Source organism: Hellea balneolensis DSM 19091 (assembly GCF_000428525.1).
GTDB lineage: Bacteria > Pseudomonadota > Alphaproteobacteria > Caulobacterales > Maricaulaceae > Hellea > Hellea balneolensis.
The window spans coordinates 720,526-740,476 of the sequence record NZ_AUAC01000003.1 but is presented as its reverse complement, the minus strand read 5'-3'; the positions used below and the strand labels follow the sequence as shown (position 1 = coordinate 740,476).

23 protein-coding genes are annotated in these 19,951 nt (G+C 48.2%); 2 read left to right on the top strand and 21 right to left on the bottom strand.

Annotation, left to right across the window (positions count from 1 at the left end):
• Positions 1-31 precede the first annotated feature (31 nt).
• Positions 32-1,006, bottom strand: coding sequence for a nicotinate-nucleotide--dimethylbenzimidazole phosphoribosyltransferase (locus F569_RS17425; RefSeq protein WP_034388139.1), 975 nt, complete (start codon positions 1,004-1,006; stop codon positions 32-34).
• A gap of 68 nt (positions 1,007-1,074) precedes the next feature.
• Between F569_RS17425 and F569_RS0109740 the strand changes: the two genes are divergently transcribed.
• Complete coding sequence (locus tag F569_RS0109740) at positions 1,075-1,623, top strand: TIGR02281 family clan AA aspartic protease (protein WP_162143764.1); 549 nt, start codon at positions 1,075-1,077, stop codon at positions 1,621-1,623.
• Between the two features lie 12 nt (positions 1,624-1,635).
• On the opposite strand, the gene F569_RS0109735 is transcribed toward F569_RS0109740, so the two are convergent.
• The 3 genes from F569_RS0109735 to F569_RS0109725 all read right to left on the bottom strand — a co-directional run bounded on the left by F569_RS0109735 (position 1,636) and on the right by F569_RS0109725 (position 4,430).
• A complete protein-coding gene (locus F569_RS0109735) occupies positions 1,636-2,448 on the bottom strand; it encodes a sulfite exporter TauE/SafE family protein (RefSeq protein ID WP_034388443.1) in 813 nt (270 codons plus the stop codon).
• A 29-nt stretch (positions 2,449-2,477) separates the two neighbouring features.
• Positions 2,478-3,470 carry a tRNA dihydrouridine(20/20a) synthase DusA gene (dusA, locus tag F569_RS0109730; RefSeq protein WP_026942049.1) on the bottom strand — a complete coding sequence of 331 codons (993 nt, stop codon included), beginning with the start codon at positions 3,468-3,470 and terminating at the stop codon, positions 2,478-2,480.
• Between the two features lie 249 nt (positions 3,471-3,719).
• A complete protein-coding gene (locus tag F569_RS0109725; protein ID WP_026942048.1) occupies positions 3,720-4,430 on the bottom strand; it encodes a ParB/RepB/Spo0J family partition protein in 711 nt (236 codons plus the stop codon).
• 382 nt (positions 4,431-4,812) lie between these two features.
• On the opposite strand from F569_RS0109725, the gene F569_RS0109720 reads away from it, so the two are divergent.
• Positions 4,813-5,289: a TerB family tellurite resistance protein gene (locus F569_RS0109720; RefSeq protein ID WP_026942047.1), complete on the top strand. Its 477-nt coding sequence runs from the start codon at positions 4,813-4,815 to the stop codon at positions 5,287-5,289.
• A 152-nt stretch (positions 5,290-5,441) separates the two neighbouring features.
• Here the strand turns inward: F569_RS0109720 and F569_RS0109715 are convergent, their stop codons facing one another.
• From F569_RS0109715 to F569_RS0109635, 17 genes are all read right to left on the bottom strand, one after another.
• Positions 5,442-5,840, bottom strand: coding sequence for a response regulator (locus F569_RS0109715; RefSeq protein ID WP_026942046.1), 399 nt, complete (start codon positions 5,838-5,840; stop codon positions 5,442-5,444).
• 129 nt (positions 5,841-5,969) lie between these two features.
• Complete coding sequence (locus F569_RS0109710; RefSeq protein WP_026942045.1) at positions 5,970-7,238, bottom strand: sensor histidine kinase; 1,269 nt, start codon at positions 7,236-7,238, stop codon at positions 5,970-5,972.
• 190 nt (positions 7,239-7,428) lie between these two features.
• Positions 7,429-7,788: a response regulator gene (locus F569_RS0109705; RefSeq protein ID WP_026942044.1), complete on the bottom strand. Its 360-nt coding sequence runs from the start codon at positions 7,786-7,788 to the stop codon at positions 7,429-7,431.
• Positions 7,789-7,842: 54 nt separating this feature from the next.
• Complete coding sequence (locus F569_RS0109700) at positions 7,843-8,232, bottom strand: response regulator (RefSeq protein WP_026942043.1); 390 nt, start codon at positions 8,230-8,232, stop codon at positions 7,843-7,845.
• Between the two features lie 172 nt (positions 8,233-8,404).
• Positions 8,405-8,815 carry a nuclear transport factor 2 family protein gene (locus F569_RS0109695; protein WP_026942042.1) on the bottom strand — a complete coding sequence of 137 codons (411 nt, stop codon included), beginning with the start codon at positions 8,813-8,815 and terminating at the stop codon, positions 8,405-8,407.
• A gap of 10 nt (positions 8,816-8,825) precedes the next feature.
• On the bottom strand, positions 8,826-9,284 hold the full coding sequence (locus tag F569_RS0109690) for a MaoC family dehydratase (protein ID WP_026942041.1): 459 nt from the start codon (positions 9,282-9,284) through the stop codon (positions 8,826-8,828).
• Between the two features lie 13 nt (positions 9,285-9,297).
• Positions 9,298-10,086 (bottom strand): SDR family oxidoreductase, encoded by a 789-nt coding sequence (locus F569_RS0109685; RefSeq protein WP_034388137.1) that lies wholly within the window; start codon positions 10,084-10,086, stop codon positions 9,298-9,300.
• A 2-nt stretch (positions 10,087-10,088) separates the two neighbouring features.
• A complete protein-coding gene (locus F569_RS0109680; protein ID WP_026942039.1) occupies positions 10,089-11,258 on the bottom strand; it encodes an acyl-CoA dehydrogenase family protein in 1,170 nt (389 codons plus the stop codon).
• Positions 11,255-12,316 (bottom strand): acyl-CoA dehydrogenase family protein, encoded by a 1,062-nt coding sequence (locus tag F569_RS18980; RefSeq protein WP_051279685.1) that lies wholly within the window; start codon positions 12,314-12,316, stop codon positions 11,255-11,257. Before F569_RS18980 ends, F569_RS0109680 begins: the two co-directional genes overlap by 4 nt.
• A gap of 2 nt (positions 12,317-12,318) precedes the next feature.
• Complete coding sequence (locus tag F569_RS0109670; RefSeq protein WP_026942038.1) at positions 12,319-13,200, bottom strand: SDR family oxidoreductase; 882 nt, start codon at positions 13,198-13,200, stop codon at positions 12,319-12,321.
• 2 nt (positions 13,201-13,202) lie between these two features.
• Entirely contained in the window at positions 13,203-14,354 is a 1,152-nt protein-coding gene (locus tag F569_RS0109665; RefSeq protein ID WP_026942037.1) for an acetyl-CoA C-acetyltransferase, read from the bottom strand.
• A 9-nt stretch (positions 14,355-14,363) separates the two neighbouring features.
• Positions 14,364-15,260: an acyl-CoA dehydrogenase gene (locus tag F569_RS0109660; RefSeq protein WP_026942036.1), complete on the bottom strand. Its 897-nt coding sequence runs from the start codon at positions 15,258-15,260 to the stop codon at positions 14,364-14,366.
• A 4-nt stretch (positions 15,261-15,264) separates the two neighbouring features.
• Positions 15,265-16,422, bottom strand: a complete 1,158-nt coding sequence (locus tag F569_RS0109655) for an acyl-CoA dehydrogenase family protein (protein WP_026942035.1) — start codon at positions 16,420-16,422, stop codon at positions 15,265-15,267.
• Positions 16,422-17,180, bottom strand: coding sequence for an enoyl-CoA hydratase family protein (locus F569_RS0109650; RefSeq protein ID WP_026942034.1), 759 nt, complete (start codon positions 17,178-17,180; stop codon positions 16,422-16,424). The genes F569_RS0109655 and F569_RS0109650 overlap by 1 nt, the downstream gene beginning before the upstream one ends.
• 1 nt (position 17,181) lies before the next feature.
• A complete protein-coding gene (locus F569_RS0109645; RefSeq protein ID WP_026942033.1) occupies positions 17,182-18,240 on the bottom strand; it encodes an NAD(P)H-dependent flavin oxidoreductase in 1,059 nt (352 codons plus the stop codon).
• Entirely contained in the window at positions 18,241-19,155 is a 915-nt protein-coding gene (locus F569_RS0109640) for an enoyl-CoA hydratase (protein ID WP_026942032.1), read from the bottom strand.
• Positions 19,152-19,949 (bottom strand): CoA-transferase subunit beta, encoded by a 798-nt coding sequence (locus tag F569_RS0109635; protein WP_026942031.1) that lies wholly within the window; start codon positions 19,947-19,949, stop codon positions 19,152-19,154. Before F569_RS0109635 ends, F569_RS0109640 begins: the two co-directional genes overlap by 4 nt.
• Positions 19,950-19,951: the final 2 nt, after the last annotated feature.

Genomic DNA, 19,951 nt, shown 5'->3' with positions numbered 1-19,951 from the left:
AGGACGGAATGGCAGGTAATTTCTTCTAAAATCAGGCTGTTTTTAACGTCGCCAACGCTTGGCATGTTGAACGTAAGCTGCCCAGAGCAAATGCAGCCCCCGTCCCGTCGCCAATACCAATACCCATATCATGCATAGGCTCCAAGCCCATGCGGTCGAGCAGAGCTCTGTGAGCTGGTTCAGCTGTGACATGACCCGCCATACAATGGGCAATTGAGTTGGGATCCAGCTTATGCAAAACGGCCGCTGCGGCACAAACGACATACCCGTCTAGAATTATCGGAATAGCTTGATGCCTCGCGGCCAAAATAGCCCCTACCATTCCAGCAATGTCCCGTCCTCCAAAACAGCGTAGAACTTCCAGTGGATCCGAGAGTAGGTTTTTATGAAGAGTAGCTCCCTGCGCGACCGCGTTAATACGTGAGCTTGCGGCCTCGCCTTCACCGCCCGCCCAATATTCTGCGGTCCCGCCATAAAGCCCCAAAGCAATAGCCGCTGCGGCGGTTGCCGTTCCAAAGCCAGCATTTCCTAGCGCAATGATATCCGCGCCTTCTGCAACAACTTCCATGCCGAAGGCTATAGCCGCCGCGCAATCTTTTTCTGTCAAAGACGGCTCATCCGTAAAATCTGCGGCCGGATATTCGATCCCTAGCTCATAGACCTTGAAAGCCGCCTGTAAGGAAGATGAGATACCCCGCACACCCGCTGCGCCTTCTGTCATACTTTTAACACGAGCTTGGGCTCTTGGAATAACATCGCCGCCAAAGACATGTTTCGCAACGCCATGAGAACCTGCAAATACAGCGATAAGAGGTCTGTCGATTGATGGTGCTTTGCCTTGCCAACCTGCAAGCCATTTTGCGTAACGAGTATTTCGCCCCAGAGGGCTTAGATAGGCGCCGAAATTCTCTATCACGTGCCGAACGTGATCACAGGCCCCTTCATCTGATTGAGGCATAGAGTTCGTGAGAGCACGAATATCATCAAAAGGGCGTCCGGAGGTCATAAAGATTTCCTAAGGAGAAATATAAAATTTTTAAAGCCTTAAAAACCTTGATGCGCTATAAAAATGTCATGGCAAACACGATTCTTAGAGATGCGGCGATTATAAGCGTTATCGCTGTTGGGACAGTTTTAGCGTTTCAGCATCGAGATAAGATATATTCAATAGCAGGTATCGAACACCCTGCGCCCGTTATTCAGGACGTCATCGCCCCTGAACCAGAAATGCCCAGGGTCCAGCTCAATCAAGGCAGCGTTGTGTCTATCCCTAAATCACAACGCGATGGTCAATTCTGGACCGATGCTACCGTCAATAGCGGCTATGTTCGGTTTCTGATTGATACAGGGGCCTCTGCTATAGCTTTAACAAAAGAAGATGCCCAAAGAGCGGGACTTCGCCTAAATGAGCTGAATTATAATGTCCCCATTCGTACAGCGGGTGGTCGAAATATGGCGGCGCGTGTGACATTAAAAACTGTATCCGTAGGTTCAATAACCCTTAGAAATATTGAAGCACTCGTTGTCCCTGAAGGTCTCGAAACATCACTACTCGGAATGACATATTTAGGGCAATTGCAAAAAGTTGAGGCCACCCCAAGCGCGCTGCTTTTAAGGCTTTAAATCAGAACCTTTTTAAATCAGAGCCTTGCGCGCCATATTGAGGGCGACTAGCAATAAGCAAATTCCGAATACCATTTTTAGCTTTTTCTGGCTCATACCATGGGCAAGTTTTGCCCCGAAAGGTATCGTTAAAAACGCAACAGCCGCAATCACAGCAAAGCCTAATAAATTTACATATCCAAGTGAAAATGCGGGCCGGCCTTCTGCCCCCATGCCTGACACGATAAATCCAAGGGTTGCCGGAAGCGCGATAGCCAAGCCAAAGCCCGAAGCAGTTCCAATGGCGCGGTGAATAGGAATACCGCACATATTCATAAGAGGCACAGTTAGAGACCCGCCGCCTATCCCCATAATGGCTGAAAGCGCCCCTACACTGCCGCCCACAACAGGCCGCGCCGCGCCGCCGGGAACGCTATCGCGAAACTTCCAGTCCGGTTGCCCAAATATAAATTTCAGCGCCACAAGGCTGCCCACAGCGGCAAATATTAATATCAAGCTCGCCCCTGATAAACGCGGCGCAAGCCAAATGGCGCCTAGAAAAGCCCCAAGGCCAATCCAAACTCCATAAGAAAAAAACGGATTATTCGGCCATAGCAAATCCCACTCTACGGCCCCGTGTTTATGGTGGCTTCTGACGGACCTTATGGCGTTGACAATAATCACAGAGGAAGATGTCGCTACAGCGCAATGCATGACCACGTCTTCTGGTACGCCCAGAGATATAAAGGCAAAAAACAAAACTGGCACCATAACCGATCCGCCGCCTATACCAAATAGCCCAGACGTCAGCCCCGCCACGGCTCCAACGCAACATAATGTAATCATTAAAGGCCAATATGTGAGAAGCTCAGCCACTAAGCCGCAAGCTTTAACTGCGCCATAACCTTCGCCGCCAAACGGATGATATCAGACGGTTTTTCTCCGGAAGAAATACCTTCGCTTAAAGTTCGTCGCCAGAGCCTTGCACCTGGCTGCCCCGCATAGAGTCCCATAATGTGCCGAATGAGTGCTTTTGTGGAGCGATCCTCATCCTGTTTACGTTTTGCATATTCGATAAGGTCCTGAACAATATTTTCGCGCGACTCTGTAAAGTGAGCCTCTTCGTAAAACTGTTTATCAATTTCAGTTAAAATCCAAGGATTGTGATAGGCCGCGCGGCCAAGCATAACACCATCCAGACCTGCGGATGCGGCCTTGGCCTTCGCAATGGTTTTAATACCGCCATTAAGACAAATCTCTAAATGCGGATAGCGCGCTTTCATGGCGTGAACCAAGCCGTAATCTAGCGGCGGCACATCGCGGTTCTCTTTGGGCGAGAGGCCCTTTAGCCACGCCTTACGCGCATGAATGATAAAATGGCTCGCCCCTGCCGCTGAAACTTTCTCGATAAAGTCTGGCAAGGTCTCATCCAGATTTTGATCATCAATCCCTAATCGGCATTTCACCGTTACGGGCACATCAACCGCTTCGGCCATAGCGCTATAACAGGCCGCCACCAGATCAGGCTCAGCCATCAAGCACGCCCCGAAACGCCCCGACTGTACGCGGTCACTCGGACAGCCAATATTGATATTAATCTCGTCATAGCCAAACCCCTCACCAATCTTAGACGCAGCGGCCAGCTTAACGGGGTCACTCCCCCCAATTTGCAGCGCCACAGGATGCTCCTCTGGATTATAAGCAATCAAAAAATCCTTATCCCCATGAATAATCGCATCGGCGACAACCATCTCGGTATAAAGCAAAGCGCGGGCGGAGAGCCGCCGATGAAACCAACGGCAATGCCGATCCGTCCAATCCATCATAGGTGCAACGGAGACTTTGAAATGTTGCGAAGCAAACGACATGAGATGTAAATAGTGTAAGGGAACCGAAACTCAAGGTAAGAAAGTTGAAATGGTTATTGGCGGGCAATGAGTTAAGTTTAAAGCAATTTAAAGCGTATTGCGGAGGCCGAATAGGGATACTTTATAATCGCCGAATAAAAAAAGGCCGGAGCGGGGAAAAGCTCCGGCCTTGATAAGACCTGTTATAGACTGGGAGGCACTATAACATGGTATATCTGACAATAAGTCTGATAATAGGGAAGTGGGTTATCAGGCAGCAACAATCTTAAGGCGTCTGCGCCGCTTTGCATTGTCAAGATTCAGTTTAGGTTTGCGTGAATTTCGGCTTGGTAAAATGATGACCTCACCGCAAGGAAGGTCCAAAACGGCCTCCCCAGATTTTATGGCGGAAATGATATCCGCATTGGAAACAGACGGCCCTAACTGCAAGAGTAAAGTCCACTGAGCATTTGGGTTATCAATTGTGGCAAATGCTGCGGACTGCTCGAGTGTCAAAGACCCATTATTGAAAGCCTTCAATAACCTTGGATTTAAGTTACGCAGTGAGAGAGCATCTTCGATAACAGAGGCACTACACTCATAACGTTGCGCTAACATCGCTCTAGACATTCCGCGTCCAACGCTCTGTATAATCTTATGAACTAGTTCAGGGCCTGTCATCAAAGCAGGACGCGTAGGCTCAGCCCCGACTTCAGCCGTACAATCTACGATACAAGGTATTTTGTAGAGTGCGCGGCGGAATTTACTGCTTTTGGCTAATTCTCGTAACGCCAAAAGACGTTTCTTGCCATCAACGACAATAAACCTACCTTTTTGTTTGATAACAATAAGAGGATTAAGAAGACCGTCTTTCTCAATGCTGTTCTTGACTGTGGCAAATCCTGGGGAATGTCTTCTCGAAAAAGCAGTTAAACGATCACTAATCGTCAGATGCTTAAGCTCAACCATCAAAACACTCATGTATATTCTCCGCAGTATTAAATCAGTATCAAGTCCCACAATTATTTTCCACAAGCGTCGTCTCCAACATCTTCCTTATGCCATATCGAATATGAACAAAACTGGTTCATCTTGGGACAGAAACTACAATTCAAAGTCAATAATAAGTTATTTTTTGAACAAAAGACAGCCTAAGGTCGTTCAGAAAGCCCATAAAACCGAAGAAATATGAACAACTCCCAGATATTCAAAAACGTTAACCCGAATAAACTATTTGTTTTATACAACTCTCTTTGCAAGCTCTTTAAAATTTTGAGCCTCACTGATATAAGTGACAGTTGAGACCCAATTAATGGCTTTTTAATGGTTCTGAACTAATCAAGATTCAGTTAGAGGTACGAAAATGAAAACTCATACAGTTTCTGAAAATCGCGTTTATGACTCAAGCCCTTGCGAGTGGCGCCTGGTTATGAAGCTTGTCGGGCTTATGGCTGTTGCCAATGAGCGCTTTACGCCAGATGACATGAAAGCCTACCAAGATCAGATGATGGAGCTTCGTGCTGTTATTGATCCATCATTAGTGATGACACGTCAAATGATTAAAGATTGGCTCATAAATAACAAAATTCGCTTGAAAGCGATCATTAATGGACTTGAAATTGATAGTGAACTACTCGCAATTTTCCAACAATTCCGCGGATATAGTCATAAATTTGATGTCTTAAGCGCAATGGTTCAAGTTGGGATCGCTGATGGCGACTATGGGCGAACTGAAAAAATGCTGATAAAGAAGACCATTCTATATTGGAATGTCCGCGGCGGAGAAGAGGTCGACGCTCTCACTTCTATAAAGAGATCAAAAGTCTTCAATGAGGCATAAATTTCCTACTAATGCCACCTGACTTTGCAAATAAATCATCATAACATAACCACGATCGACTTAACCACCCAAATCTATTAGGCGGACTAAATTTATTATTTCACGTAAAACTGCCTTGGTTTAAGATAACATGAATGTTTGATCGGACAAGGTTACCCAAATTGATTTACAGAAGCCTGATGGTCTTTTTCCGAAAATATGGCTTTCGAAAGCTGGTCAATATCTTCAAGGCGCCGCGGTTTTTCTACAAAATTATCAGCCCCCAGCTCTAACGCTAAACGTGTTTCGTCAGGCCTTTTAGATGTAGAATACATAATGATTTTTAGGTCAGACACATCAGGATAGGCTTTTAGTTTTTTTAGAACGTCAAAACCATCTTCCATCGGCATATTTATATCGAGCAAGATTACATCCATAGACCCAATGCCATTATGTTTTATATACTCATATAGGGCTTCGCCAGAGTCCAACCCTTTAAAATCCGCAGAAGTTCCAGATTTCCTTAATAACAATTGAGTTATTAATATATTATCGGAGTCATCATCTACCATGACTATTCTTATCTCAGAGTCAGTTGTTGCCACTGCTTAATTTCTCACGCTTTATAACATAGCTTATTTATCAAGAGACAACCTTAAATATCAGACGAGCGTAAAAATAATCTTAATTACACAATGAAATTAAGAAAAATCTTTATTGGGTATGTCTATGAATATTTCGGTCCCTTTATCTAGCTCACTTGAGTATCTTATTTTCCAACCATGCTTGTCACAAATTGTTTTACAGACAGCTAAACCTATGCCCGATCCAGAATACTCATTCTTGGCATGTAAGCGTACGAATGGCTCGAAGATATTTATATTTTCACTTGGCTGCATCCCAATGCCATTATCCTTAAAACGAATAGTTGTGGCCTCTTTTGACCGCCGAGAAGATATTCTGATAACAGGGCTTACGCCTTCTCGTGCATATTTAATGCTATTAGATAAAATATTGACAAGAACCTGCTGAAAGACCTTCGCATCACACCTCACAATAGGCAATTTGCTGATGTTAAATTTCGCATTGGATTCTTGAACAGACGCATCGATATCCTTAAGAGCCGCATCAATTAAAGGCTTCAATTCGACGTCGGATTTTTCGAGATCCTGGTTCGCTGACGCAGAATAAAGCAGTAGATCATCAATCAGAGACCTCATTCGCGAGGCCGATTCCGTCATGATATCAAGGAAGTACTTTCCTTCATCATCAAGCACTTCACTGGCATCCATTTGCAGCAATTCGCCACTTTGTTGAATTTTACGCAAAGGCTCCTGCAAATCATGAGACGCCAAATAGGTAAATTTGTTTAGACCCTCTTCACAAATCTCTTTTTGAGAGAGACGTTGGCGCTCAGCCTCTTTTAAGAGCGTCACATCAACGACTGTAATGACCACGCCTGAAGCGTCAGCAACGGATGTGTTATATGGAAGAACACGAAGAATATAATCCTTATTATAAACAGACATTTCATGAGTTGCAACTATCTGGCTCTCGGCAACTTCTTGAACTACAGACAAGAGATCAAGACCTTCAAAGCGATAAGTCGTATGGGCAAATGGCCGCCCCTCATCTTGCTTCAGCAAATTAAACGTATCCATAGCGCTTGGCGTAAAGCGGCGAATATTGAGTCTCTCATCCAAAAAGATGACCCCCATATTTGTCGCTTTTAGTAGCGTATTAATGTCGTCACTTAAAATTTTAAGCTCATCGAGCTTACGATGATGCTCTGCACTGACGGTGTAAAGCTCTTCTTTGACGGCGTGAAGTTCTTCATTCGTAGATTGTAGCTCTTCGTTAGACGCCATCAATTCTTCATTCGTCGCCTGGAGTTCTTCGTTACTCGTCTGTAATTCTTCAACTAATGACTGCAAGCTTTCTTGGTAGGATTTTTTTTCGCTATTGCTCACACTTTATCCTTTTTCTCGCCCAAATATAACTTAGACGAGTTTCATCTCATACCAGAACTGAAAATACGAAATTGTAACCTAGTCGGGAAAGATTACACGAAACCCCGATATTTTCTATAAGCTGTGTTAAGTCACTTAACCAATTTTACAAACTTTGCGACTTGCGGCTTGAGACAAGAGACGTCAGACATCAGTTTAAGAGACCATCACTGATACGCTGACGCAAATTATATTTGTCGATAATATCATAAACATCGAGGATAGTCTTATCTTTCAAATGCTCCGCATCAATTGAGCTTGAAATGAGAATAAATGGAATTTCTCCCGTGACTTCACGCAGAGTAGGAACAGATTGCTTCGCATTTGTATCGCCGCTCAATTTGTCATCAAGCAAGATAACATCGACATCTTGCGATTTCAGGATCGCAATACCTTTATCAAGCGTATCAGCGTAACGCAAAAGGAAAGGCCCTTTGTAACAATCCTGCATCATACGTTGAATAAGTTTATACTCAACATTATCATCATCGATCAGGAGTATGTTTAACATAATAATAGCCCTAAGCGCATGTTTAAGCGCATGCAATCGCAAAACTTCTTAGTTTTATGCAGCATAATGAAGAAATTGCTCCTTAATATCTTCTGCAATCTGCTTATACCCGACTTGTGATGAAGGTTTCGTAAAATATCTTGAGGCGCCCTTTTGGCTGGCCGTTCTTTTATCACCATCAGAGCTTGACCCAGAAATCATGATAACATGGCAAGTTTGAAATTCATCATCAGCCCTAATGATATCCAAAACATCAAATCCACCGAATCCTGGCATCCTAATATCAAGCAGGACTAAATCCGGCTTTACGTGATGCATGGTTTCAATAATTTTGCAGCCATTATCAAGCTCAGCAAAGCTCAGGGACTCGTCCACGCCCTTCATAGCACGCGTAATCATGCGTCTATCAAACTCACTATCATCTATTACAAGTACTCGGCGCATATTTCGCTGCCTTCATCCGCATTAAGCGAATCGTGTGCGTTATCAAAATCCCACACCCCAATCTTAGGGTAACTTCTAACAAAAAGATAGTCTTAAAGGCGAGTAGGCTTTCAGGGTATAAACCTACAGGAGAAATTCAAGCCGCAATAATTCCATATACTGCAATCAGCAATTATATTTGGGTGATATTATCCGGTCCCCAATAGGCTTTCATTTCTGTCACCTTGCCCTCTTCATTGAACACGAATGTATCTATAATATCTATCGTCATACCGCCTTTTGGCAGTTCCACTGAAACGGCGATATCCTTGTCAACATGTGTCATGGCCCCAACAATACAGCGAAACGGAAAAGCCGCGCTATTCCCTGCGATTCGCGTGGGGCCGAGCAGTTCCAACTTTGCACCATTTTTAACGGCCAGCTCATAAAAAGTTTTTATAGCAACTTTACCTTCTTTGGGCGGCGTTCCAACGGGATCTGTCACCGTAGCGTCATCAGAATAAATATCTGCAATCCCAGCCGCATCCTGCGCATTAAAAAGACGAATATAGGCTTCCACGGTTTTTTGCATGTGTTCTGACATTTGAGGCTCCTTAAGGATAGTAACGGCTGATGGTGTCGACGACGCAGGCGGGTTTGTCTTCGCCTTCAATCTCTATGGTGACGCGCAAGGTCGATTGGTAGCCGCCAGTCACTTCTTTAATTTCCATAAATTCGCCATGGCCGCGTACGCGGGAACCAGACTTCACAGGATTAAGAAAACGCACTTTGTCCGTGCCGTAATTTATGCCCATCTTCATGCCTTTAACTTCCAAAATTTCCGGCATGAGTTTGGCGGCCAGAGAAAGGGTCAAATAGCCATGGGCTATAGTCGTTCCAAAAGGACCCTGCTTAGCTTTCTCTTCGTCAACATGAATCCACTGATGATCTCCTGTAGCCTCCGCAAAGGTATTGATACGCTCTTGCGAGATTTCCATCCATTCAGAGGGTCCAATTTTCAGACCTTCTTTTCCGAGCAATTCTCCCGGCGCATCGATTACTGTCTGTGTCATATTAAGTCCCCTTCTAGGCGCGTTGGCTGCTTGTCGAAATGACTTCACCAGTCATATAGCTGGAATAGTCACTGGCCAGAAAAACCATGACATTAGCTTGTTCCCAAACTTCACTTCCTCGGCCATATGCTTCCTTGGTTTCAAGCTCTGCGAGAAGTTCTTTACTTGTCACCTTATGGAGAAAGGGATGCAAAGCAAGGCTCGGCGCAACGGCATTGACACGAACGCCAAATTCCGCGCCCTCAACACCTGCACACCTTGTTAGCGCCATAACGCCGGCTTTGGCCGCCGCATAATGAGCTTGGCCTTTTTGTGCGCGCCACCCTAGGACCGAAGCATTATTGACAATTACGCCACCTCCTTGCTCTTTCATAAATTGCATAGCCGCGCGGTTGACGCGAAAACAGCCATTAAGCGTCACGTCAAGAACAGACATCCATTGCTCATCCGTCATATCCACCAAATCAGCTGTTCCGCCAAGTCCAGCATTATTGATAACTACATCGATACCGCCCAATGACTTTGCAGCAGCGCTTATCAAATTATCAACATCGTCTTGAACCGTCACATTACAGATGGCGTAGTCAGGCCGCTGTCCAGTCTCAGCCTCTAGGGTGTCTTGTGCCTTTTGCAGGCGGCCCTCATGGATGTCTGAGATAAAGACTCGTGCGCCTTCTTCAATACATTTCTTGGACGCCGCAAAACCAATGCCTGTGCCCGCCGCTGCCGTGATGACCACGCGCTTACCTTTCAGAAGGCCATGGCCAGGGACATAATCCGGTACGTTCTTCAAATCCGTCATCCTTAGCCTTTTATCACAGTTCCGCCGCCGCGCGGTTCTTTGGGCATACCCAATGCGCGTTCAGCAATAATATTGCGTTGTATTTGATTAGTCCCGCCATAGATTGTATCAGAGCGTGAAAAGAGGAATAGCTTTTGAAGTTTATTAAACTCCCCATCCTCGAGAGTTTCCGCAGACGCCCCCATAACATCCATCGCCAATTCGCCCAAATCACGGTGCCAACTCGCCCAATAAATTTTGGACATATAGCCCTCTTTCGTCAGCTCGCCCGTCTCAGCAGCTTCGAGTGTGCGCAGCGCTGTAAAGCGCATAATCTTCAACCCTGCATAGGCCTTGGCAATGCGCTGGCGAATAAGCGGGTTTTGAGAGGCGCCGTTTTTCTTTGCGAGTTCTACAATTTGCCGAAACTCATCGGCAAAGGTCATTTGCTGCCCCAGCGTTGACGCGCCGCGTTCAAAGCCAAGAAGCGCCATCGCTATTTTCCAACCCTCACCGACGCCGCCAATAATATCCTCTTGCTCGCAAACAGCGCCATCGAAAAAGACTTCATTAAATTCCGCTGTCCCGCTCATTTGTTTAATTGGACGTATCTCAATGCCGGCTTGATCAAGTTTGACCAATAGAAAAACGAGGCCATGCCGCCCAACTGAGCCCTCCTCTGCGCGGGCGACGACAAAGATGTAATCCGAGTCCATCGCCAAAGATGTCCAGATTTTCTGGCCCTCAATAATCCACTGCCCGTTTTCGAGCCGTGCTTTAGTTTTAATATTGGACAGATCAGAGCCTGCATTAGGTTCGCTATAGCCTTGGCACCAAAATTCCGTACCCGCTTTTATACCCGGCAAATATTTTGCTTTTTGGTCTTCTGTTCCAAAGGCAATAATCGTCGGGGCCAAAAGCGTCTCGCCGATATGACCCGCTCGTCCTGGTCCGCCATGAGCGGCATATTCCTCATTAAAGCCGACAATGTCATCAAGGCTTGCCCCTCGCCCGCCATATTCCTTTGGCCAGCCCACACCAATCCATCCGGCCTTGCCAAGCTCGCGTTCCCACTCCAGCCGTTTACCTGGGAAAGCATCCTCGTCGCCAGGCGTCGCGCGGCCCCGCAGGCATTCGTATTCCCCGCGGAAATTTTCGGTCATCCATTGGGAAAATTCTTCGCGTAACGTCATGAGGCGTCTCCGAAGATATGACTCGCAAGATGGTCATAGTCCCGCTCTGAACTTCCAAACATAGAGCGGTTAGCTCGAGCTCGTTTAAAGAAGAAATGCAGCGGATAGTCCCATGTAAATCCAATCCCGCCATGCATTTGAATGGCATCGCCTGCCACTTTGAAGAAAGCATCTGTCGCATAGGCCTTGGCAATAATAGCCGCTTCAGTCTTCTCTTCGGGCGAAGCCATGGCCGCCGCGTAAACGGCGGAACGGGCAGCTTCAATATCAATAAACATATCCGCGCAGCGATGCTTAATTGCTTGGAAGCTTGCAATGGGCCGCCCGAATTGTACGCGCTGCCCTGCATATTCCAAAGTCATATCTAGGCATTTTTGCGCCCCGCCGACACATTCTGCGGCGAGCGCAATAAAGGATTGCGTTATCAATTTCTCATGTTGGTCTTCACTGCCGTATCCAATAGGAATTAAATCACCCTTTGCAACATCGTTCCAATCAACTGCGGCGAAGCTGCGCGTGGGGTCCATGGTTTTTTCGGGTGTTATTTTGAGGCCCGCTGTCCCTTTTGGGATTGCGAAATAATCTATGCCGCCCTCACCTCGGCCAGAGAGAACAATCAGATCTGCCTCAGCCGCATGAGCAACGTGACTAACCACTTTAGCCGCGGCATCATGCCCATCACAATAGGCAGCGCTTAGCTCTCCTGCCGCTATCTTTTTTAAGTAGCGGTTTTTAGCTGTCGCCTCGCCTGCCGTCTGGATGATGTCGGTCACAATCCCGCATGTCGTCAAAAACGGGATAGCGCACAAGCTAGCCCCCAATTCTTCCATAACAACCACGCGGCCCAAATCGCCTAATCCTGCCCCCTCATGCTCTTCGCTAATTGCGATACCCGCCATACCGAGTTGTTTTGCAAAGCTCTGCCACGCCGCCCCATCAAAGGCTGTGCCCGACTGATAAACTCTCTCAGACCCCTTACCGCCATCATACCACGTCTGGAGGAAGCCACGCGCGGCGTCCCTGATCATGTCGTGGTCATCTGTGAAGGGATACGCCATGGCTATGTCCCGTAAACCTTCTGCGCTGACGTAGTGACACCTTCCAAATCCGAAATCACATCTCCAATTTCAGAGACATCATAACGCGCGCCCTTATCTTTGACAGGGCCCGTTTTCCAACCTTCGGCGATAGAGAGCATTCCGCCAAAGCTTTCAAAACAATGCCCGTTTACATGAGACGACTTTTCACTCACCAGATAACAAATCAGCGGCGCGACATTGGCGGGGTCATATTTATCGAAGCCGCCATCTTCGGGAACCTTCATCATGTCTGCAAAGACATCTTCAGTCATACCCGTACGGCCTTGTGGAGCCACCGCATTCGCGGTTATTCCATAGCGAGCAAGCTCAGCCGATTGATTAAGCGTTAGTGTTAGAATTCCGCCCTTAGCCGCGCTGTAATTTGTCTGCCCGACTGAGCCCTGAAGTCCTGCACCTGAACTTGTATTGATAATCCGTGCATTGACCTTTTTACCCTCTTTGCTCTGCTGCCGCCAATATTTGGCCGCGTGAGAGCTTATGCAAAAATGGCCTTTGAGGTGTACTTTGATAACAAGGTCCCAGTCCTCCTCAGAGAGCGAGGTGAACATGCGGTCGCGATTATTGCCTGCATTATTGACGACAGCATGGAGGTTCCCAAATTCATCAATGGCTGATTTCACAATATCAAAGGCGCTGTCATAATCGGTGATATCGCCAAGATTGACGAGCGCTTTTCCGCCCGCCTCTGTAATCGCCTCAAAAGTCGCTTGCGCAGTTTTGGCATTGATATCGTTGACCACAACATTCGCGCCTTCTGCGCCAAGCGCCATCGCGTAGGCGCGTCCAAGCCCGCCGCCAGCGCCCGTAACAATAACGGTTCTGCCTTTACAGAAATCACCCATATTTAGAGCCTTTCAATAATTGTCACATTGGCAACGCCGCCACCTTCGCACATGGTTTGTAGGCCATAGCGGGACTCACGGCGTTCCATTTCATGGAGCAATGTCGTCATCAGTTTTGTGCCTGTGGAGCCGAGCGGATGACCCAGCGCAATCGCGCCGCCATTCACATTCGTCTGCTCATGGGTAAAACCTGTTTCCTGCATCCAAGCCATCGGAACAGGCGCGAAAGCTTCATTACATTCGGCAATGTCTATATCACCGGCGCTCATACCAGAGCTTTTCAAGGCGCGTTTCGTCGCTGCAATTGGCCCCGTCAGCATCATGATGGGATCATCGCCCATAACATCCAGATGATGAATACGCGCGCGGGGTTTAAGGTTGTATCGTTTCACCGCGTCTTCGGAGGCAATCAGCATCGCCGAAGACCCGTCACAGGTCTGGCTCGCCACGCCCGCTGTGATGAGGCCATGCTCATCAAAGGCTTCGAGCTCTGCCATGCGCTCCATCGTTGTATTAGCGCGAATTGTTTCGTCTTGCTCTAACCCATTAATGGGCGTGATTTCGCGGTCAAACCACCCTTCACTGCGGGCTTTGTCGGCGCGTTGATGCGACGCCAATGAATAGCTTTCCAAATCCTCACGAGACAAACCCCATTTCTTGGCAATTTCAGACGCGCCGTAAAATTGGTTTACCGGAGCCGTTCCAAAGCGCTCGACCCAGCCGGGCGAGGTATGGAAAGGGTGATCAAAGCCGAGATCCCGCGCAGCAACCATAGACGCCCCGATTGGGATTTTACTCATAGTTTGAACACCTCCGGCGATAACCACATCTTGCGTTCCGCTCATCACAGCCTGAGCTGCAAAGTGTACCGCTTGTTGCGAGGACCCGCATTGACGGTCAATGGTTACGCCCGGAACTATCAAATCATAACCTGCAACAAGCCAAGCTGTGCGTGCAATATTTCCCGCTAATGGCCCAACAGTGTCCAGACACCCGAAAATGACATCATCATATTCGTCTTGCGGGATATCATTACGCTCGACGAGTTCTTTAATTACATGGGCGCCCAAATCTGCCCCATGGATATCTTGAAGACTCCCGCGTCTCTTACCTGTCGGAGTACGCGTTGCGTCTATAATATAAGCTTCTGCCATGTTAGTCTCCTAGTTAAATGTCTGTCCGGGGCCGAGTTCGGCATCTCCGTTTAAAACATAATCTTCTAATCTCTTCATATGATAGTTTCTGTCACCCCATTCCCCGCACAGCGCCCAAGCGCGTTTCATAAAGAGATGCAAATCCACTTCATATGTATAACCCATGCCGCCGTGAACCTGAATAGCGGTTTCTGACGCCAGCATAGCCGTATCAATTGCCGCGACTTTCGCATTATGCACCGCCGCCCCGCCTTTGATAGCCGCGAGGTGAATGATAGGCCGTGTGAACTCTATCTGGGTGTAAACATTTGCGAGCTGATGTTTTACAGCTTGGAATGAGCCGATAGGTTTTCCAAACTGATGACGGTCTTTTGCATATACGACGGACATATCCACCATGCGTTGGGACAAGCCAATGAGTTGCGCGGCTGTGAGGATTGCGCCGTGAACGTTAGCGCTTTCGGCATTCTCGTCATTACCATCTTTCGCTTTGACCAAATTTCGCAAAGGGTCAATCGAGTTTACGACTTCGCCGCTTTCTGCAAGCGAGGCGTCTATATAGGGGCGTAGGTCACTGAGCATGGCACGTTGTATAGGCCCCGAAAGCTCACCCTTTTTGGCGTGAGGAACAGTAATGCCTGCTATTTCAACATAGGGTTCTGACACCCCCGCATAGCCTGCCGCTTCGGCAATGCCTGCCATCACGACAAGCGGTTGCTCCAAACCTCCCGCACTCTCTGGCGCCATAATGCCAAGCAAACCAAGCTGCGCAAATTGCGGCCAGAGGTTAGAGACTTGCTCGCCCGCTACCGTTTTGCGCATACGCTCAATCGTATTTTCGCCATCAAAAAAGGCTTTGGCGGCATCAATTAAATCTTGCTGGCCTTCTGTGAAACGGAAATCCATGTCGCTATTTCCTCGGCAATCCGAGAACGCGCTCGGCTAGGATATTGCGCTGAATTTCATTTGTGCCCGCATAAATCGGTCCTGCAAGAGAGAACATATAGCCATCAAGCCAGCGGCCATTCTGTATCGTGTCTAGGCCTTCTTCGAGTTCGGCCTGCGCACCCATAATGGTCATGGCCGTGCGGTGAAGATGCCTATCCATTTCTGACCAGAATAATTTATTCGCGCTGCTTTCGGAACTGATAGAGGCCCCTGCTTTAACGCGAGAAACCAGCTTATATGTGGCCGCGCAGAAGCGTTCTGTGTTCATCCACGCTAGGATGACTTGCTCACCGACGCCGGAAGAGAGACGGTCTTTATGCTGTTTATAGAGCTTTACCAATCTTGCCGCCGCTGCTTGGAACCTTGCTGGAGAGCGCAAAAGCAACCCGCGTTCAAATCCTGCCGTCGCCATGGCCACCCCCCACCCCCCATGTTCGGGGCCGAGCAGATTTTCTGCGGGAACCCGAACTTCGTCAAAGAAAAGCTCTGCAAATCCGGGATCACCATCTAGCTGCGCTATGGGCCGCCGCGTTAGTCCTTCACTATCAAGCGGGATGAGTAGTTTCGACAACCCCCTATGACGCTCGCTACCCTCTTCCGTCCGAACTAAAGCAAAGCACCAATCCGCAAAGACTGCACGGGACGACCATGTCTTCTGTCCCGTCACAATGTAATGGTCGCCATCGCGCACAGCTTTGGTCCGTATTGCCGCCATATCCGACCCAGCCCCCGGCTCGCTCCAGGCCTGTGCCCAAATCTCATCACCGCTGGCCATAGGCGGTAGAAAACGCGCTTTTTGCGCCTCAGTGCCATATTCCATGATGGTTGGCGCGAGGAGGAAAATTCCATTTTGACTGACCCGCAAAGGAGCATCTGCACGGTAATATTCTTCTTCGAAAATCAGCCATGAAATGAGGTCTAGTCCCCGTCCGCCATATTCCACAGGCCAATTGACATTACCCCATTTATCCTTGGCGAGTGTGCGTTCCCACTCACGGTGCAGCTCAAACCCTTCTGCCGTATCAAAACTTGGGAGGCGGGTTTTGGGCGCATGCGCTCCAAGCCATTCCTGCACCTCAGCACGGAATTGTTTTTGCGCGGATGTGTAGCCGATATCCATCAGCTCTTTTTAAAGTCTGCAGCTTTGCCCGTTTCGACAAAGGCATCGCGTGATTTTTGGCTATCTTCATGCATATACATCTCAAAGGTAAAGCCCTGCTCCCAACGATAGCTAGCATCCACATCAAAGGACTCAATCCCGTTTAAGGCTTGTTTGGCAATACGTAGCGCGTCTCGGGATTTCTCTGCCAACGACTTTGCATAGCCCATGGCTTCAGTGATAAGGTCGGCTTTAGGCACAACTTTCTCAATCCCGCCTAATCGATACGCTTCTTGCGCGCTGATTTTACCGCCCGTTAAAAATGCGGCGCGCACTTTGGCAACGCCGAGCATACGCTGCAAATGCGCGGCCCCACCCATTGCCCCGCGGTCAATCTCAGGCAGGGAAAAATAAGCATCATCCGAAGCAATCACGATATCCGCCGCGCCGCACATAATCACGCCGCCACCAATAATAAATTTATGCGCAGCGACAATCACAGGCACTTCGCAGTGATGGATGGCTTCGCCTGTTAGGTAATTGCCCTTATTCACCCCAACAATGGCCGAGCCGTCATGGGCCAGCTCTTTAATATCGACACCTGCACAGAAGCCTTTGCCCTCAGAGCGTATGAAAATGACTTTCACATCTACGCGCCTGCCGAGTTCATTAATGACGTTAGGAATTTCGTTCCACGTCTCGCTGTTAAATGCATTGACCGGCGGGAAATCAAAGACGACTTCTGCGATATTGTTTTCAACCTTTGTATGGATTGGCATATTATGCCCCTATTCGTTTTAGACTAGCCTCGGCGTCAGTAACAATTGTGCCAACGATGTCGGCGCAGCTAGGCAAATCATCTATCAAGCCAGCAATTTGACCGCTAGGCAAAACGCCTTCATCAGGCTCTCCTTCCACCATCGCTTTTTGGATTATCATCGGCGCGTTACCGGCCATCATTGTTTGGCCCAAGGTCATATCAGTTTTGCTCGCCATGCCCCAAGCTGTCTTAATGGTTTGGGTCATACTCATACCCGTTTGAGATTTATATTTCATTCCGTTCTGCATCGCACGGATGAGCATGCCAAGCTTAGATGATGCCTCAAGATCAGACAAAGTTCCGTTCAAAACCATGCGCTGCGGCAGACCATCAAGCTTCGTTGAGACCGGTATTTTCAGCACATCTGATTTTAGATATTCAGCTTTTGTCGCATCAGGCGTTGGACTATCTGCGCTCATCATAAAGCGTGTGCCCATAGCGATGCCATCTGCGCCAAATGTCAGGGCTGCAGCCAGGCCGCGCCCATCTTTAAACCCGCCGCACGCCACAACAGGAACGCCAAGATTTTGGTCAATGACTTGCGCCAGTAACAACCATGTGGGCGTAGCCCCCGTATGGCCGCCGCCTTCTTGACCTTGGCAGACGAGAATATCTGCTCCCATTTTTACAGCCTTGCTCGCATGTTTAGACGCGCCGATTGTGGGCACGCACTTCAGGCCCGCCGCTTTAACCTTCTCAACGATTTTGGGGGATGGGCCGCGCCCGTAAGACAATGCCGCAACGTTATAATCGATGCAAATATCTATGATCTTATCGACACCTTGCTGAAACGCGTGAATGTTTACGCCAAAGGGCTTGTCTGTTTTGGATTTAATTAATTTGATCTCTGCTTCACATTCCTCAGGCGTCATAACGGCTGCCGCTAAAAACCCAAAGGCGCCCGCCTTAATACTCGCTGTCACAAGCTCAGAGGTGGACACCCATCCCATCGCTGTTTGGATAACGGGATAGTCGCAACCAAGTGTATCAGTTAAGGATGTCTTGAGGGCTGTATGCATTCACCCCTCTTTTTTCTTATCCGAGCTTTTTTGTTTATTGCTTTGGGCCATTTTCTTACCATCAAAGCCCGCAATATAATCGCCTTTCACAAGGCTATTATTAGCGTGTGCAAAATGGTGATAGCCATAAACGGCATCCATTGTGTTCCGCTTACCCATCATATCTTCGGCTTGGTTACATGCCTGTTTCGTAAGAGCCATAGCGAGACGCGGTTGGGCAGCGAGTTTCTCAGCCCAAGACTGCACCGCACTTTCAAGCCCTTCGCGCGGAACAACTTTATTAATCATGCCTGCGGCCAAAACACGTTCGGCCGACCATCGCTCACCGAGGAGTAAGAACTCTTTGGCTTGGCGCACGTTCAGCTCATAGGGATGGGCGAAATACTCAACGCCCGGAAAACCCATTTGAACAACAGGGTCTTGGAAAAAGGCATCGTCAGAAGCGACAATTAAATCGCAGACCCAAGCCAGCATCAACCCGCCCGCAATACAGCCCTTATGCACTTGCGCAATCGTCGGCTTAGGCACAGCGCGCCAACGACGGCAAAACTCAAGATAGACTTCTTGCTCTCGCACATAGGCTTTTTCCGCGCCGGGTTTGTTGTCGTGATTATAATTCATGGACCGGCGATCTTCGCGGCCCTGATGAAAGTCCCTGCCCGGCGTGCCAATGTCGTGCCCCGCTGAGAAGTGTTTCCCATTGGCCCGCAGTACAATAACTTTCACATCATCATCACCCGTCGCGTTGTAAAACGCATCATCCAGAGCGTAAAGCATCTGGGAGTTCTGGCTGTTATGATATTTCACGCGGTTAAGCGTCAGATAGGCAATACCGTCTTTAACATCATAGAGGACAGGACGCTCTTCCTCATAGACAATATCAGCGTCAACCTTAGGGACAGTTTCATTGGTCATGACGCGCGAACTCCAGGTGGGTTATCTTTAAAGATATAAGCACGTAAATTCTTAGGATCCCACTTTGAAATGATATCCAGTTGCGACTGAGTTGGCGCGGCTGTTGTCGGGATGTCATCAGGCCGCACGAGGTCAAAGCCCGTATTATCTTGCACTTCCTCAAAGCTGACGCCCGGATGTAATGAGCGTACGCGGATGGCGTGATCAGGCCCCTCGAAATCCAGCACACAGAGATTTGTAATTATTTGTCGGTGGTCGAGACCACGCGGATAATTTTCATTCGGATAACGCGCGGGATTATAACCAGCGCCGCTCACCATATCCACTTCATCTGCAACCAGTGCGCGTTTATTATGGCTCGCAAAGAACATAGAGGTTCGATTATTGACCGTATTTCCCGGTAGTCCCCTTACGCCTAGCATCGTGACCTTTGGCGCGGCGTAATCGCCTATGCAGGACAAGTTCATCTGTCCATATTTATCGACTTGAACAGGCCCGACAAAGGCATGGCGATTGCCTTTTGCGATGACGGTGAATACCCGCTCATAACCAATACGGCCTTCTTTTTTAACGGGATAGTCACCGCGCGGGCCGACAGGCACAGGCTCAGCCGCGAGATAATAAATCCCGTCACTCATCATCATGCCAGGTAAGAAAGTCTCTTTAGCAACGTAGCCCGCAAGCTTGGGCAGCGTCCCAATCAATGTCGCAAAAACTTCAGGGGTTTCGTCGCGGAAAATTTCGGACGCCGCAACAATTGCGAGTTCAGCAAGGGTGTAATCAGTGCTCATCATAC